A 16109-nucleotide genomic window follows, 5' to 3' on the forward strand; every position below is an offset into this window, starting at 1 on the left:
CGCCGAGCTGCTGAGGCCGGGGGACCGGCAGGTGGTCGGCGAACCATCCAATGGCCGGGGCACGGTCATGTTGACCCTGCGCCACGGGAGTTGACGGAGACCCCCCGAACCCAGCCGTGGCCGCCGCCGGCCTGACCCGGCCTCGGAATGGGTGCGGACGAGGCCGGTACCGCTACCTTGCCCAGGAGCAAGCGGACGAGCGACAGCCCGGTTGACGCCGTTCTCCTCGTCACGCGTGAGCGGGCGTACGGAGGAACGGTCGCCGACGGCACTGCGTCCTTCGCGTGCCCGGAAGCGCCCCAGGCAACGGATCCAGCGCCGTCACGGGTGCTGATCACCAGCGATACCGCGGCAGTTGCCACGACTACGAAACGGCCCCGGGCCGACCTGCGGAGCGAGGCATCCAACCTCGCTCCTACGGTCTCGCCGTACTCCTTCGTCGAAACGCCCCACCTCCTCGTGGTGGGAACGGAGTCGAGAGTCGCGGAATGAGGGCAGGGCGCCCGTGTGGTGAGGATCGCGGTGGCGTCGGCGGGCAGTTGGTAGCGGTACGTCGTGTCGCCCCACGGGACGTCGAACGCGGCGGTGCCGCTGCCGGAGTTGTGCGTCACCGACAGCCGGGTTCCGTCGGGCAGTTGAGCTTTCTTGCGCTGGAGACCCTTGGTGGCTCCGGCGCCCGAGGTGGCCTTGCCCTCGGGGACGAGGACGGAGACGTCGTGGATGGACCACCTGGCTGCTCGCCCCCGACTCGGTCGACATGGCCGCCTCCACCGACCGCGTGATCACCGCGCTCCTGGCCGACCTCACCGCCAGCCGCAGCTGATCTCAAGTCCCGCTCGGCGCCCCGGCTCTGCGACCCCGCGCCCGTGGCGACGCGCCGGTGCTCGGCTCCTTGATCACGAGCGGGTGCAGCTCCCACACGTCGATCGCGTGGCCGAGGCGCCTACCCGGCGTGCTGTGGGCCTGAAGTCGCCACGCACCCCGCCCTGTGGGGTAGAAGCGCAGAGTGAGGACCTGGCCGGTGGTGGTCAGGAAGATTTCGGCGATGGAGTGGTCGACGACCATGCGCAGCTCGACGGGACGGTCGGTTGCGCAGGGCATCCGGTAGGAGCCGCCGCGGGCCCGGGGGTCCAGTGAGGCGTGGTCACGGTCGACGACCAGTTCGCCCGCGTCGACGTCGAGGCGGATGTCGAGGTACTCGGAGCCGTCCGGGTTGGTGAGCAGCCGCAGACCGGCGTTGCCGGTCGGCTCGAGACGGGCCGTCAGGTCGAAGGCGCGGCTCACGCTGCCGAGGTCCACCGGCTGCGGGCCGTGCGTCGCACCTGCGGCGTGGATGATGTGCTCGCCACGCAGGGCGAGCAGTTCGGTGGCGGGCTGCTGGCGCAGCGTGCCGTCGCCGTCGACATGGATCTCGCGGGGCAGGGTGAGGACGCCGGCCCATCTGTCCGCGACGGCCCAGGCTTCGTCGCGGGCTTCCCACGACCAGCCCCACAGCAGCCACCGGTTGCCCGGCGCTCGCAGCAGGGCGGGTGCGTAGCAGTCGGGGCCGTGGTCGACGAGCACGGGCGGGCCGGCTTCGAAGACATCGCCGTGTTCCTCACCCATGAGGGCCGCGACGCACTGCGGGCCGTCGTCGAGGTTCCAGGCACTGAAGACGAGGGCGCCGGGTCCCGAGGCCGTGGGGAGGTACTGGGAGCATTCCCAGCCCTCTCCGGTGTGCAGACTGGTGCCGACGATCGGCTCCTTCTCGCGGGCCGCGAAGGGCCCCCGGTAGGTCCAGGTCTCCAGGTCGGGCGAGTCGTACAGGAGCGCGGCGGCGCTGCCGTCCGCGAGGGCGGCGCCGACCAGCATCCGCCAGCCGCCGTCGTCCTGCCAGACGTACGGGTCGCGGTACATGGTGCAGTCCTCGGGCAGCTCGGGGATGAGCAGTTCCGCGCGCGGGCTGAAGGTCCGGCCGTCGTCGTGGGAGACGGCGCAGGTGACCGGCTGGTGCTGGGGCGAGCGGTCCTCGCGGTGCGCGGAGTAGAAGGCGACGAGACGGTCGCCGTCGGAGACGGCGTTGCCGGAGAAGCAGCCGTCGGCGTCCACGCCACCGGTGGTCGGGGACAGGGCGATCGGCAGTGGCTCCCAGGTCAGCAGGTCGGGGCTGCGGAAGTGGCCCCAGTGCATGTTCGCGTGGGTCGCTCCGTACGGGTTGTACTGGTAGAAGACGTGGTAATGGCCGTCGTGGAAGACCAGCCCGTTGGGGTCGTTGATCCAGTTACGAGGCGGGCGCAGGTGCGCGACAGGGTAGTGCGGATCGCGGGGTGCGGGCGTGGTGGACACACGTGTGCCTTTCGGTATGTCAGACAGGGGCACCGCCCAGCGGTGCCGAGGGGCGCTGGGCGGTGGTCCTCAGGCCCTGATGCGGAACACCGCGCTCAGCTGCTGCTCCCGTCGTGAGCTGGGGCCCACACGGAGGGCGAACTCACCTGGTTCGACCACGCGCCGGTTGTCGGCCGTGACGAGTGAGCACCGCGAGGCAGGGATGCTGATGTTGACCTCCAGGCTTTCGCCGGGAGGGATTTCGACCTGGGTGAAACCCTTCAGCTCCTGCTCGGCCCAGGTGACGCTGGTCGTCAGGTCGCTGATGTATGCCTGGACCGTTTCCAGGGCCCGGCGGCTGCCGCTGTTGGTGAGCCGAACCGTGGCGTCGACGGTGCCGTCGACGGGGACGTCCTCCTCCCGCACCACAAGGTCGGAGTAGGTGACGCTGGTGTAGGTGAGGCCCTCGCCGAACGCGAACAGGGGGTCCTGGGTGAGATCCGCGTAGCGGTTCCCGTGCTGGCCGCGCACCTGGTTGTAGAAGACCGGCTGCTGTCCGACGTGGCGTGCGAAGGAGACCGGGAGCCGGCCGCTGGGTTCGGTGAGTCCGAGGAGGAGTTCGGCGAGGGCGCGGCCGCCGCGCATGCCCGGGTTGAACGCCTCGATGAGTGCCGCCGCGTTCAGTGCCGAGTCCGGGAGGGTGCTCGGCTTGGACTGGATCAGTACGACGATCATGGGTGTGCCGGTGGCGGCGACCGCGTCCAGCAGTGCGAGCTGGCCTCCTTGGAGGTCGAGCGTGGCCGTGGAGCGCACCTCGCCGGTGAGGTCGATGGTGTCCCCCACGACCACCACGGCGTAGTCGGCGGCCTCTGCCGCGGAGGTGGCCTCCCGGAGTTGTACCTGGTCGACCGGGGCGGGGGAGAAAACGGGCGGCTGCGGTTGACCGTCGGGCCCGAGGGACCACTCGGAGTGGGTGGCGGGGCTTGCGATGTCGGCTCCGCGGGCGTAGGTGATGGTCCAGTCGACGGGTACGACGGCGCGAAGGCCGTCGAGCACGGTCGCCACCGTCTCGCGTGGATGTCCGTCGGGCATCCACGGGACCTGGCCGGTGGCGCCTGCCCAGTCGCCGAGCATGGCTTGCGGGCTGTCGGCGTTGGGGCCGATGACCGCGATCGTCCGCGGTGTGCCCTGGCTCGCGGCGCGGCCGGTTCCGTCCGAGGCCAGCCCGCCTTCGAGGGGCAGGGTGCCGTCGTTGCGCAGCAGCACCAGGGAGCGTCGGGCGGTCTCCAGGTTGAGGTCGGCGTGTGCGCGGCAGCCGATCACCTGCGCCTGCCGCTCGGGGTCGGGGGCGCGGGGGTCCTCGAAGAGCCCGAGCTCGAACTTCAGCCGCAGAACCCGCCGTACGGCGTCATCGATCTGTTTCTCGTCGACCAGGCCGCGGGCGACCGCCTCCTGCGCGCCCTCGAAGAACTGCGGCGTGGCCATGATGAGGTCGTTCCCGGAGTTGACGGCGACCGCCGCCGCCTCGGCGTAGTCGGCGCAGGTGCGCTGGTCGTAGACCATCCGGCCGACGTTGTCCCAGTCGGTCACCAGCGTCCCGGTGAAGCCCCACTCGCCCTTGAGCACGTCGTTGATCAGCCACTGGTTCGCGGTGATGGGCACACCGTCGATCGACTGGTAGCCGAGCATGACGGCGCGGCAGCCGGCCCGGACCGCTTGCTCGAACGGGGGCAGGAACCACGAGCGCAGCTTGCGTGGGCTGAGATCGGCTTCGCTCGCGTCGCGCCCGCCCAGGGTTTCGGAGTAGCCCGCGAAGTGCTTGGCGTACGCCAGCACGGCGGTTGGGTCGCTGAGGCCCTCTCCCTGGTAGCCGCGCACCATCGCCGCGCCGAGTTCGCCGATCAGGAACGGGTCCTCGCCGAACGTCTCGTTGATCCGGCCCCAGCGCAGGTCCCGGGTGATGCACAGGACCGGGGAGAAGGTCCCGTGGATTCCGGTCGTCGCGATTTCGGTCGCGGCCGCGCGGGCCACCCGGTGGAGCAAGGAGGGGTCCCAGGTGCAGCCCATGGCCAGCTGGGTCGGGAAGATGGTCGCGCCCGGCCAGAACGAGTGGCCGTGGATGCAGTCGTCGACGGTGAGCAGGGGAATGCCGAGTCGTGTCCGCTGGGCCATTTCCATGGCCTCGGGCATCCGTTCGGGAGTCACATGCAGCACGGACCCGGCCAGCTTGGTCGACAGGATGTCCACCAGGTCCCCGTGTTGTGCGTCGAGCATCAGCAACTGCCCGACCTTCTCCGGCAGGGTCATCCGGGACAGCAGGTCCTCGGTTCTCGCTTCCACGGCCGCTTCCGGATCCAGGTACGTGGCAGGGCGGACCGGCTGTCCCACTATGTTCTCCAAGTCATCAGTAGTCGCGGGTTGGAAAGTTCGTTGCGGACCGGGGTGGTTGCCGCGGTCGGCGGCGCTTCGCCGCGGAGACACTGCCGCCCGCCACGGCGGGGCTCGCGGGCTGTCCGCCCGCCGCCCGGTCGGGACCGGGAACGGCACAGGGCAGCGAGGCGGACGCCGGGGTGTCACTTCAGGCCGGTGGTGGCGATGCCGGCGATGAAGTGGCGCTGGAAGAGGAGGAAGACGATGGTCACGGGGAGCAGGACGACGACGGCTCCGGCGAGCAGGATGCCGTAGCGGGTGAAGTCCTGTCCGCTGCTGGCCAGGGCGAGGCCGACGGGGAGGGTGTACTGGCTCTCGTTCTGGGCCACGACGAGCGGCCACAGGAAGTTGTTCCAGGAGCCCAGGAAGGTGATGATCCCGAGGGTGGCCAGGGCCGGTCGGGTCAGGGGCAGGATGATCTTCCAGAAGATGGCCAGTTCGCGGCAGCCGTCGACGCGGGCGGCGTCGATGAGTTCGTCGGGCAGCGAGGAGATGAACTGCCGCATCAGGAACACCCCGAAGGGGGTGGCCAGGAAGGGCAGGATCAGCCCGAGCAGGGAGCCGGTGAGCTTCATGTTGGCGACCAGCACGTACAGCGGTACGAAGGTGACCAGGCCGGGGATCATGAGGGTTCCGATGACCACCGTGAACACGGCGCGCTGTCCGCGGAACTCCAGCTTGGCCAGGGCGTAGCCGAGCATCGAGCAGAAGAGCAGGTTCCCGGCGGTGACGGCCAGGGCCACGATCACGGAGTTGGCGAACATGCTCGTGAAGTCGAGGCTGCTGAACAGTTCGTGGAAGTTGGCGGTAGTGGGTGCGGTGGGGATCAGCACGGGCGGTACGGCGCGGATGTCGGCCTCGGGTTTGAAGGAACCGGAGAGCATCCACAGGAACGGCGCGATCATCAGCAGTAGAGCGCCGGCAAGTGGTACGTACAGCCAGGGGAGGCCCCAGGTCTGCCGGATGCGGCGGCGCCGCAGAGCCCGGTCCGCGCCGGATGGTGCTGTTCGGAGGGTGGAGAGGGTGCTCATGGGGTATCAGTCCTTGTCTCGCAGTATCCGGAACTGCAGGACGGTCAGCGCGACGATGAGGACGAAGATGACGTAGCCGGCGGCCGAGGCCACGTCGTAGTTGCCGTTGCCGAACTGGTTATAGGCGTACATCGTGGCCGAGAGGGTGGAGTCCAGCGGTCCGCCCTGGGTCATCACGAAGGGTTCGTCGAAGAACTGCAGGTAGCCGATGCCGGTGGTGACGGCGGTGAGCAGCAGGGCGGGGCGCAGGAGCGGGAAGGTGACCCGCCAGAAGCGCTGCCAGGCGCCGGCGCCGTCGAGTTCGGCGGCTTCCATCAGGGACTGGGGCACGGACTGCAGTCCGGCCAGCATGATGATCATGACGGTGCCGAGGTTGCGCCATACGGCCATGAGGATCATGACGGGCAGGGCGAAGCGGGTGTCGGCCAGCCAGGCGGGGCCGTCGATCCCGAACCAGCCCAGGACGGTGTTCACCAGTCCCGCCTGTGGGTCCAGGAGGGTTCTCCAGACCACGGCGACGGCCACGATGCTGGTGATGACCGGGAGGTAGAAGCCGACCCGGAAGACGGCCCTGAAGCGTCGGATGCCGCGATCGAGGGCGACCGCCGCGGCGAGCCCGGCGGCCAGCGTCAGAGGCAGACCCACCACGACGAACACGGCGGTGTTGCGCAGGGCGTGAACGAACTGCTCGTCCTGGAAGAGCCGTACGTAGTTGTCGAAGCCGGTGAACGACACGTTCAGCGGGGTGCGCAGGTCGGCGCTCTGGGTGTCGGTCAGGCTCATCAGCAGCGACCAGACGACCGGCAGCAGCATGAAGGCCAGGAACAGGGCGAGGAACGGGGCGGCGAGAATCCAGGCGGCCCTGGTCTGCCTGCCGCGCGCCGTGCTCCGGAGCGCGAAGGGCCGGCGACCGGCGTTTCGCTGCGGCCCTGCGGTGCTCGGCTCGTGGGTGTCGCCCCGCCCGGGAAGCGTTTTCGTGGACATGGATGTCATCCGTCCCTACGAGGGGTGCTCACGCGGCGGCGCTCAGCGGCCGGTGCCGATGGAGGTGGCCTTGGACTGCAGCGCCTGCTGCACCTGGGCGACCGTGGCCTCGCCGAGGGACAGCCTCTCCAGCTGGGAGTCGACGACGTCGGCGATCTGCTGCCAGGTCCCGATGGCGGGCGGCGCCTTGCTGACCTTGAGCTGCTCGGCGAACGCCTTCATCGTCTCGTCCTCGCTCAGCTTCGCCCGGTCCCAGGCGCTGACCGACGGCGGAATGTTGCCGGTGGCCTTGGCGTAGGCCGCGAGGTTGGCGGGCTCGGTGAGGAACCGGGCGAACTTCCATGCCGCGTCGGCGTTCTTGGCGTCCTTGAACACCGCCAGGTCGCTGCCGCCGGCGAACCCGGCGGGCTGCTCGGAGTACGGCAGCGGCGCGGTCTTCCACTTGCCGTCCAGCTTCGGGGTGTCGTTGTGGAGGCTGCCGCCGACGCCCGGTCCCTCCTGGTAGGTGGCGATCTGGCCGGCCTGGAACGCCGGCATGCTTTCGGTCTTGTCGGTCGGCGCCAGGCCCTGCCTGGGGATGCTCGCGTAGTACTCCAGAGCCTTGGCGACCTCGGGCGAGTCGAAGGTGAACTTCCCGGTCTTGGCGTCGTAGATGTCACCGCCCTGCTGCCAGACCAGCGGCAGCCAGAAGATCCAGGAGTTGAAGCCGATGTTCCACCCGGTCGAGTGGCGCAGCTTGGGGTTCTGCTTGCCGGCGGTGGCCTGGATGGCCTTCAGGTCCTTCAGGTAACCGTCCCAGTCCGCGGCCGGGGCGCCCTTGATGCCGGCCTTCTCGGTCAGGTCGGTGCGGTAGTAGACCACCATGGTGTTCGCTATGAACGGCACACCGTAGGACGTGTCCTTGTACTTGGTGGTGTCCCACTGGCCGGGGTAGAAGCTTGAGGACTTGATCGACGCCGGGGTGGCCTGGAAGCCGTTCATGGCGGCCATCTCGGCCATCCAGGTGGTGCCGATCACGGACATGTCCGGTGTGTTGCCACCGGCGATCGCGGTGGTCAGCTTGTCGTGGGCGGCGTCCCACGGGACGGGGGTGATCTTGACGTGGGCGTCCGGGTTCTCCTGCTCGAACTTCTTGGCCAGGTCCTTCAGGGCGGGGTCGGTGTCACCCATGGACCACATGACCAGTGTTCCCTTGGCCTTGCCGCTGCCGATCTTCGCAGGAGCGTCCTTGCCGGGGCCGGAGTCCGCGCTGCGGCCGCAGCCGGTGGCCAGCAAGGCTGCTGTGACGGTGATGCACAGGGCCTGGACGGTTCTGACAGTGTGACGAGTGGTGGTACGCATCGTGCGGCTCCTTTTGCCGTTGAGCGGTACAGGACTCGGGGGGCGGCAGAGGGCGGGAACGGTCGGGTGACCGGCAGGGTCAGGTCACGGGTCGCAGACCTGGGGACCGGCGGTGACGTCGACGGTCGGGCGCGGATCGCGGCTGCGGCGTCCGACGCGGTCCTGGTGGCGGCCGGGCTGGGTGTGCCTGGCGTACCGTTCGGTGTCCCGGATCGGGAAACGGCGGGGGAGTACGTGGATCTCGGCGGTGACGCGTGATCCTGGTTTCGCGTGGATGGCGGTGAAGCCGTCCGGCACGCGGGCAGGCAGGTCGGGCCGATGTGTGCGGCGGTTTCAGCTGGACCTGGACGACCTACCGGCCCGCCCGAGGGCCGGTGTTGGTCGTTCCACGGCCAGGTGGAGTCCGTCCCCGCCTGCGGGGCTGGAAGGGCGGCGGAGACGGACGGTTCAGGAATGGTGACGACTCATACGCCCACAGGGTGCGGCCGAGAGCCCTGCCCAGGGCAGAGGGCGGACCGAGCCCTTGGCGGTCCCGGAGCCGGTGGCCGCGCGATGACGTCGCGTCAGTTCAGGTTCGGCTGAAACGACGATCCACGGATCACGAGGCTGGTCGGAATGGTGCGTGAGGGGGCGGCCTCCGGCGATCCGCGCACGTGGTCCAGGAGCAGACGCGCAGCCGCCTCACCCATCTCCCACATCGGCTGGCGGATCGTGGTCAGTGCCGGATAGGTGTACGACGCCAGCTCGACGTCATCGAAGCCCACCACGGCGACATCCCGCGGAATCTCAAGGCCGGCGCCGTGCAACGCCGCGAGCACGCCGGCCGCCGAGGGGTCGTTGTGCCCGAAGACCGCGTCGAACTCCACGCCGTCCGCGAGAGCTTGCGCGACCGCGCTCCGGCTGTTCTCGAACTGGAAGTCGCCGCAGATGATGCGGCGCTGGTCGAGTTCGATCCCGGCCTGCGCATAGACATCCACGAAGCCGCCCAGCCGTTCCCGGGTACAGCCGTACGCCTCGGGACCGGTCACCACCAGAGGACGACGGCGCCCGATCTCCAGCAGGTGCCGCGCGGCCTGCTCGCCCCCCTCCCGGTTGGTGGTGGTCACGTAGGGGAATCCGGGCCGCTGGAAGCGGTCGTCGATCAGCACCACCGGCAGCCCCGATTCGTGCAGTTCCGTGATGTACCCCAGGGCCCCCTCGGGCTCGAGCACCAGCAGGCCGTCGAACGACTTGGCGGCGACCTGAAGGCCCAGCCTGCGCAGTGACTCCTCACCGCGATTCCAGGTCAGCATGCGCAGTCCGAAGCTCTCGCTCTCCAGCGTGTCGACGACCGCCTGCACGATGCCGGACCAGACCCAGGCCAGATCAGGGACCAGCATGCCGATCATCTGTGTCGTGCCGCGGGCGAGCCCCACAGCCCCGGCGCTCGGCACGTAGCCGAGCTCCGAGATCGCCTTGCGGACCTTCAAGACGGTGTTCTCGTGGATCTCGCCTTTGCCGTTCAGCACCCGCGAGACCGTCGTCTTGCTGACTCCGGCCCGCGCGGCCACGTCGGCGATGGTGCTTCCCATGCCACCCTCCCCTCCCTCCATGCAACGGCGGAAGGCAGTCCTCCCGCACCGAAGGACCGATCGTACAAAGACTCATGGCACCGGTACCGGAAGCGATTCCGGAACCGGTTTCGGTACCGGTTCCGGAAGTGAAGCACCGAGATGTCCCACCGGTCAACACGCCGGACCCAACTCGGTAACAAGGAATGTGCGACCTACGACCGCCCCGCCTGTCACCCCGAGCAGGTCGGACGGCCTCGCACACACAACGCGCCGCGGTGAAATGATCACCTCCGCCTCGGGCGGCCCGGACAGGAGCCGACGGGGCGGAGGTCAGCGCCGTCCTCGAGGAGTGCGAGACGGACGGTGGCGAGGCTGGTCGCCTCCCGGTCCGGTCTGCGATGGCCTGCAGGGACAGGTGGCCTTGTCCGTACCGGACGCGCCACTGCCTCACGCGGGTGGCGGTGTGCTGGTGCGGCGAAAGCGGGGCGGGCTCCAGCCGACGGGGTCCACTCCTTGAAGCCAAGCTGCGAACCCGCGTCCGAGTGACGGACCGGTTCCCCGGGCTGGGGGTGGGGTGCCGACGTGGTCGCGTTCCCACAAGCCCATCACCAAGACGGCAAGCACGAGTTCGGTGTGTTCGGTGGCGGCGGATCAGCCGGCGATCCGGCGGGAGAAGGTGTCGACGACGAAGGCGATGTAGACGGTGCTGGCCCAGGCTGCGCCATGAGTGAAGTCCGCGACCCAGGTGCGGGTTCGGCGCGGCGGCCACGAAATCGCGGTCAACGAGGTCGGGTGCTCGCTCGGCGGACCGGTCCGCCATGGTGGTGATGACCCTCTTGCCACGGCCCGGACATCGCCAATTCAACCTGGGCACTGATTGCTGCGCAGGTTGGTGAACCAGTCTGGGGCTGGTGGACGCTTCCAGCCTGCCCCGAGGCCGGTGGCATCGGGATGGCTGATCTCACGGCGAGATGGAGCAGGTGCTAGGAAGGCGGTGCGGCGCGCGGCTGAGGTCCTCGCGACGGGCGTCATCGTGCGGATGGGCCAGGCGGTCTCGTCGACGTCCCAGTCGCCGAGTCCTGCCCGGTCGTCGCGGCGGTGGCGGAACCAGCCGTCGTCCAGGACGAAGCGTTCCACGCCGACCTGCGCGCCGAGGTCGGCGAGATGGGTGAGCTTGTCGAGGTCGTGGTCGAAGTAGACGGCTTCCCCGACTGGTTGGAGCGGGGCTTGGGGTGCCGACCCGATGACGGCGTCGTGTCCCGTCCCTATGGGGCGATGTAGCCGCCGTCGTCGCCGACGACGAAGCCGGCTCCGGGGCTGCACAGCCACAGGACCGCCTGGGCGATCTTCTCGGCGGTGCCCAGGCGGTTGATGGGCTGGTTGGCCTCGGGGCGGTGGCGCGGCCCGATGCCGGATGCGGCTCCGGTCACGAAGGCCACCTTGCCGGAGAAGGCGTGGTCGTTGACGCGCACGGCGGATCCTCTCGTTCGGTGCGGCGGAAACGTCGTAGCGGCTCGTGGCGGATGCCGCCCGGACTCAGCGGTGCGACGGTGTCTGCGCGGCTACGTCATCCAGCGCGTGGGCCGGGGCAGTGCGCTGGGCCACGATTCGGCTCCTGGTGGAGGTGGAGCGGACGGCGAGGGCGATGAGCGGGAGCAGGGTGAGTGTGGCGATGACCGTGCCGACCAGGGGCGGGCCGGTCAGGCCGAGGGAGGAGTCCAGAGCCTCACCGGCGATCCAGGAGCCGCCTGCCACGCCGACGTTGAAGGCGGAGGTGGTCAGCGCGGACGTGAGGGTGGGGGCGTCGTCGGCGAAGCGCATGGCGAGCGAGGTGACGACGGGGTTCACTGTGAATCCGGTCAGGCCCATGAGGAGGACGAGGACGGTGGCCGTGACCGCGTTGGTGGACAGCGGGATCAACAGGAACAGGACCAGGGCGGTGGCCGCGGCGGCGGTGATGGTGGTGGCCATCGGACGGCGCTCACCCAGACGGCCGCCGGTGGTGGTGCCGCCCAGGGCGCCGATGCCGAAGGCGATGAGGACGAACGGTACGGCGCCCGCAGGGATCCCGGCGCGGTCGGTCAGCAGCGGGGTGACGTAGCTGTAGGTCGCCAGAACACCGCCCATGATCAGCATGGCGGCGCTCAGCGCCAGCCAGAGCCGGCCCTGGCGCAGGGCGCCGAACTCGGCGCGCAGTGAGACGGTCGCGCGCTGTTCCTGGGCGGGGATGAAGCGGCCGATGAAGACGGCGGCGAGTGCGGAGAGGGCGGCCAGGGCCCAGAAGGGGCCGCGCCAGCCGACGTACTGGCCGGCGAAGGAGCCGATGGGCACGCCGACGACGTTGGCCAGGGTCAGCCCACCGATCATGACTCCGGTGGCGCGGGTGGCCCTCTGCGGGCCTGCAGCGGTGGTGGCGACGACGAAACCGACGGACCAGAACGCTCCGGTGGCCAGCGCGGTGACGACGCGGGCGGCGAGGACGACGGTGAAGGAGGTGCTGAGGACGGCCACCACGTGACCGAGGCTGAAGACCGACAGGGCCAGGATCAGCGTCTGACGCTGGGGCAGGCGCAGGGTGGCCAGGGCCATGGTCGGCGCCCCGATGATCATGCCGACGGCGAAGGCGGTGATCAGCAGCCCGGCCTGGGAGGTGCTCACACCGAGGCCGGTGGACAGTTCGGGCAGCAGTCCGGCGATGACGAACTCGGTGGTGCCCATCAGGAACGTACCAGCAGCGAGCGCCCAGACGACGAAGGGGAGGTTGCCGGCGGTGGTCCCGGATGCGGGAGGCATACGTGTGGTCTCTCCTTGAGCGGAATGACGGAATAAGGGCAGGCCAGAGTGGGGTACGGGGAGGCCGCCGGGACGGGCGGCGGATACCTCTCTCGCGGTTTCACGGCTGAACGGGGACAAAAAGGGGAGGATGTTCTCCCCCTCAGTGGCGCTGGCCTCTGTGGCGCCGGCCGAAAGCCGGCGGCAGCTACCGGAGGGGTCAGGGGGCGGCTTCGATCGTGATGCGGTCGGCTGTGCCGAGCCGGTCGGCGTCGGCGTCGACGTGGCCGAGGATGAGCAGGTCGGCGGAGGCGGAATCGCCGTCGCGGTAGTAGAGAGCCAGGTTGCCCCAGGGTGCGTAGTAGGCCAGGTCACCGCTCCGGGGCACGGCTGGGTCCGGGGCGCCGGAGGTGGTCAGCCTGCGCGGCAGGTCCGCGATCCGCTCCGTCTGGTGGAAGTCCTCCAGATCGAGGGTGAGCGGGAGCAGGTCGGCGAAGTCGCGGGCGGCAGGGCTGGCGTTCAGAGTGGCGTCGACGGGCCGGCCGTCGATGGTGACGCGGATGGCCATGGCGGTGTTCCTGTCGGCTGATGCACTGGGTGCGGCGGATGTCGATGTCTCCTGCCGCCCCGACGATGCCGGGGAGGAGGACGCGGAGGCCGGCGTGGCTTCTGACGAGTCGCTGGTACAGGCGGTGACGGCCAGGAGGAGAGCGGCTGCCGGAACGGCGCGGACCAGGGCGCGGCGGGTGGCGAAGTTCATGGGCGTGTTCCGGTGGCTCAGTCGGGAAGGGGCTCGGAGTAGTGGCGGAAGCCGTCGCGCTCGAGGTGGATGTCGTACAGGCGCCGGGCCAGAGCGTCGGGGCTGCTGTGTTCGGCGTCGGGCCGGATGGCGCCCGGCACGATCAGCTGGGCGACGTGGATGTTCTGCGCGGCGAGGGTGTCGTGGAGCATGTGGGCATAGGCGCTTTCGGCGGCGAAGGCGACCGAGGTGCCGGCGACGTTCGGGTTGGGGCGTACGGCGCTGGAGCCGTTGACGAACAGCAGGGTGCCGCGGCCGAGTTCGCCCATGCCGGGCAGGACGGCGTTCACTGCGGTGACGGGGCCCCGGACGGAGAAGGTGAGGGGGGCGTCGAGGTCGTCGGCGCTCGTGTCGAGGACCGGCTTCATGAAGTCGGCGCGGGGCACGGGGCTGTACTGGAGGATCTCGATGGTCCCCAGCGAGGTACCGGCCGCGTACAGGGCCGCGGTCAGGGACTCGATGTCGAGGACGTCGGCGGCGAAGCCGCGGGCCTCGATGTCGTCGCGGGCCAGCTCGGCCGTCAGGCCGTTCAGGCGCTGAGTGTCACGGGCGACGAGGGCGACGGAATGGCCGGCGGCGCCGAAGCGGCGGGCGGTCGCGAGCCCGAGGCCGGGGCCGGCGCCGATGAGGGCGAAGGTGGTCACGGTGAGTCCTTGGTGGAGATGGGCCGTGTCGGGGCCGGGTTTCGGACGCGCGGCCCCGAGAGCGGGACGGTTTGCGGTCAGGGCTTCAGAAGGGTCTTGATGGCGCGACGTTCGTCCATCGCCTGGTAGCCCTCGGCGACCTGGTCCAGAGGCAGGGTGAGGTCGAAGACCTTGCCCGGGTTGATCCGGCCCGACAGGACGTGGTCGATGAGATCGGGCAGGTAGCGGCGCACGGGGGCGGGGCCGCCGCGCAGGCCGACCTGGGAGAAGAACAGCTCCTGGCCGTCGATCGCCACGTCGTGGGGGACGCCTACGAAGCCGACGTTGCCGCCGGGCCGGGCCGAGTGCAGGGCCTGCCGCATGGACTCGGGGGTGCCGACACACTCCAGCACGGAGTCGGCGCCGATACCGCCAGTGAGGTCCTTGACGCGGGCAACGCCTTCCTCGCCCCGCTCGCTGACGATGTCGGTGGCGCCGAATTCCAGGGCGAGCTTCTGCCGGGACTCGTGACGGCTCATCGCGACGATCCGCTCGGCGCCCAGTTCCCTGGCGGCGATGACACCGCACAGGCCGACCGCGCCGTCGCCGACGACCACCGCGGTGGAGCCGGGCTTCACCTCGGCCGCGAGGGCGGCGTACCAACCGGTGCCCATCACGTCAGAGACGGCGAGCAGGCTGGGCACCAGCTCGCCGGACGGGTGCTCGTCGGTGGCCACGAGGGTGCCGTGGGCGTTGGGTATGCGCACATAGTCTGCTTGGCACGTGCTCATGAACTCCCGGTTGAGGCAGCTGGACTGCCAGCCCCTCTGGCAGTTCGCACAGGTGTTGTCCGAGGTGGCGAAGGAGCCGACCACGAACTGGCCGGGCTCGACGTTGGTGACCTCGCTGCCGACCTCCTCGACGATGCCGACGTACTCGTGACCCATCGGACGAGGCTCGTCCACCGATTCAGCGCCGCGGTAGGGCCACAGGTCCGAGCCGCACACGCAGGTGGCGACCGTCCGGATGATCGCGTCGGTCGGCCGGTTGATCTTCGGGTCGTCCAGGGTCTCGAAGCGCACGTCGCCGGGGGCATGAATGACTGCACCACGCATGAGTGGATCTTCCTTCGATACGAGGTTCGTGAGCCGCAGCCAACGTCGGGAATGGCTGCTCACGATCGAACCTCACACGCGACGGCGGGTGTGAAAAGCGGAGGAATCTATCCGGGGAGAGAACATCCAGGGAGGAAATTCTCCCCCTTTCCCCAGGTGCGATCGATGTCATGCTGGGAAGCATGACCAGCGATGCCACCCTGAATGAACTGGGAGAATTCCTCAAGAAGCGCCGCTCAGAGCTGAGCCCGCGCGCGGTCGGGTTGCCGGAGACAGGCGGTCCCCGACGGGTGGCAGGGCTGCGCCGTGAGGAGGTCGCCCAGCTCGCCTCCATCAGCACGGACTACTACACGCGGCTGGAGCAGGGCCGTATGCAGGCGTCGGCTCCCGTGCTGGACACCATCGCCCGCGTCCTTCACCTGGACGACGACGAGCGGGGCTATCTCTTCCAGCTCGCGGGCAGGACCACCATCCGCACCCGGCGCCACGGCAGGCAGAAGGTGCAGCCCCAGCTGCAACGCGTGCTGGACGACCTCACCGCCACCCCGGCCATCGTGCAGGGCCGGCGCGGGGACATTCTGGCGTGGAACGCGCTGGCGGCAGCCCTGGTCACCGACTTCTCCCGCATTCCGGAGAGGCACCGCAACTACCCGCGGCTCATCTTCACCGATCCGGCGATGCGCAGCCTGTACGCCGACTGGGAGAGCTCGGCACGCATCGCCGTGTCACAGGTACGGATGGAGGCGGCTCAGTATCCCGAGGACCCCCGTCTCATCGCACTGGTCGGTGAACTGTCCACACGCGACCAGCAGTTCGCCCAGTGGTGGGGCGACCACAAGGTCGCCGCCCGCACCGTGGGCACCAAGACCCTGAACCACCCGGTCGTCGGAGAACTCGTCCTGGACTGGGACACCCTCACGGCCAACACCGATCCCGACCAGCACCTGACCGTCTGGACCGCCGCCCCCGGTTCTCCCACCCACGAGCGGCTGCGCATCCTCGCCTCCTGGGCCGCCGACCAGAACATGGCGCCCTCTTCGTCGCTCCGCTGACCGGTGCCGCGCCCACACTGACGGTGGCTCCGCCGGGTCGTACCTCACGCTCTGTCGGTCGGCGAGCGTGACCGGCTGCTCGCCGGTGGGACGAGCCGAGCGCCG

General features: G+C 69.7%; 14 protein-coding genes and 1 pseudogene. 1 reads left to right on the plus strand and 14 read right to left on the minus strand.

All coding sequences use genetic code 11. The features are described 5' to 3' along the window. Positions 1–825: 825 nt before the first annotated feature. From AWZ10_RS30875 to AWZ10_RS30935, 14 genes and pseudogenes are all read right to left on the minus strand, one after another. The gene (locus tag AWZ10_RS30875) at positions 826–2325 is read right to left on the minus strand and encodes a glycoside hydrolase family 32 protein (protein ID WP_060892607.1); all 1500 of its coding nucleotides are present in this window, start codon (positions 2323–2325) and stop codon (positions 826–828) included. A 69-nt stretch (positions 2326–2394) separates the two neighbouring features. Beyond that, entirely contained in the window at positions 2395–4611 is a 2217-nt protein-coding gene (locus tag AWZ10_RS30880; protein ID WP_425264514.1) for a glycoside hydrolase family 3 N-terminal domain-containing protein, read from the minus strand. A gap of 266 nt (positions 4612–4877) precedes the next feature. Then, entirely contained in the window at positions 4878–5765 is an 888-nt protein-coding gene (locus AWZ10_RS30885) for a carbohydrate ABC transporter permease (protein WP_046705146.1), read from the minus strand. A gap of 6 nt (positions 5766–5771) precedes the next feature. Then, positions 5772–6758: a carbohydrate ABC transporter permease gene (locus tag AWZ10_RS30890; RefSeq protein ID WP_046705145.1), complete on the minus strand. Its 987-nt coding sequence runs from the start codon at positions 6756–6758 to the stop codon at positions 5772–5774. Between the two features lie 33 nt (positions 6759–6791). Beyond that, positions 6792–8090, minus strand: coding sequence for an extracellular solute-binding protein (locus AWZ10_RS30895; protein ID WP_060892609.1), 1299 nt, complete (start codon positions 8088–8090; stop codon positions 6792–6794). 84 nt (positions 8091–8174) lie between these two features. Continuing rightward, entirely contained in the window at positions 8175–8387 is a 213-nt protein-coding gene (locus AWZ10_RS30900; protein ID WP_060892610.1) for a hypothetical protein, read from the minus strand. Between the two features lie 266 nt (positions 8388–8653). After that, positions 8654–9661, minus strand: coding sequence for a LacI family DNA-binding transcriptional regulator (locus AWZ10_RS30905; protein ID WP_046705142.1), 1008 nt, complete (start codon positions 9659–9661; stop codon positions 8654–8656). Positions 9662–10294: 633 nt separating this feature from the next. Continuing rightward, positions 10295–10426: a hypothetical protein gene (locus AWZ10_RS55230; RefSeq protein ID WP_267893526.1), complete on the minus strand. Its 132-nt coding sequence runs from the start codon at positions 10424–10426 to the stop codon at positions 10295–10297. 78 nt (positions 10427–10504) lie between these two features. Next, positions 10505–10912, minus strand: coding sequence for an alpha-galactosidase (locus AWZ10_RS55845; protein WP_425264515.1), 408 nt, complete (start codon positions 10910–10912; stop codon positions 10505–10507). Beyond that, positions 10909–11022: pseudogene (locus AWZ10_RS50575) on the minus strand (oxidoreductase); the annotation flags it as partial. The gene AWZ10_RS55845 and the pseudogene AWZ10_RS50575, both read right to left, overlap by 4 nt. 157 nt (positions 11023–11179) lie before the next feature. Then, positions 11180–12436 (minus strand): MFS transporter, encoded by a 1257-nt coding sequence (locus AWZ10_RS30920; protein ID WP_060892612.1) that lies wholly within the window; start codon positions 12434–12436, stop codon positions 11180–11182. 199 nt (positions 12437–12635) lie between these two features. Further along, positions 12636–13175 (minus strand): cyclophilin-like fold protein, encoded by a 540-nt coding sequence (locus AWZ10_RS53045; RefSeq protein WP_060892613.1) that lies wholly within the window; start codon positions 13173–13175, stop codon positions 12636–12638. A 17-nt stretch (positions 13176–13192) separates the two neighbouring features. Further along, on the minus strand, positions 13193–13858 hold the full coding sequence (locus AWZ10_RS30930; RefSeq protein WP_060892614.1) for an SDR family NAD(P)-dependent oxidoreductase: 666 nt from the start codon (positions 13856–13858) through the stop codon (positions 13193–13195). Between the two features lie 77 nt (positions 13859–13935). Further along, positions 13936–14952, minus strand: coding sequence for a zinc-dependent alcohol dehydrogenase family protein (locus AWZ10_RS30935; RefSeq protein ID WP_060892615.1), 1017 nt, complete (start codon positions 14950–14952; stop codon positions 13936–13938). Positions 14953–15122: 170 nt separating this feature from the next. On the opposite strand from AWZ10_RS30935, the gene AWZ10_RS30940 reads away from it, so the two are divergent. Beyond that, positions 15123–16004, plus strand: coding sequence for a helix-turn-helix domain-containing protein (locus tag AWZ10_RS30940; RefSeq protein WP_079104500.1), 882 nt, complete (start codon positions 15123–15125; stop codon positions 16002–16004). The last annotated feature ends 105 nt before the right edge of the window (positions 16005–16109 follow it).

The organism is Streptomyces europaeiscabiei (assembly GCF_001550375.1).
Taxonomy (GTDB): domain Bacteria; phylum Actinomycetota; class Actinomycetes; order Streptomycetales; family Streptomycetaceae; genus Streptomyces; species Streptomyces europaeiscabiei.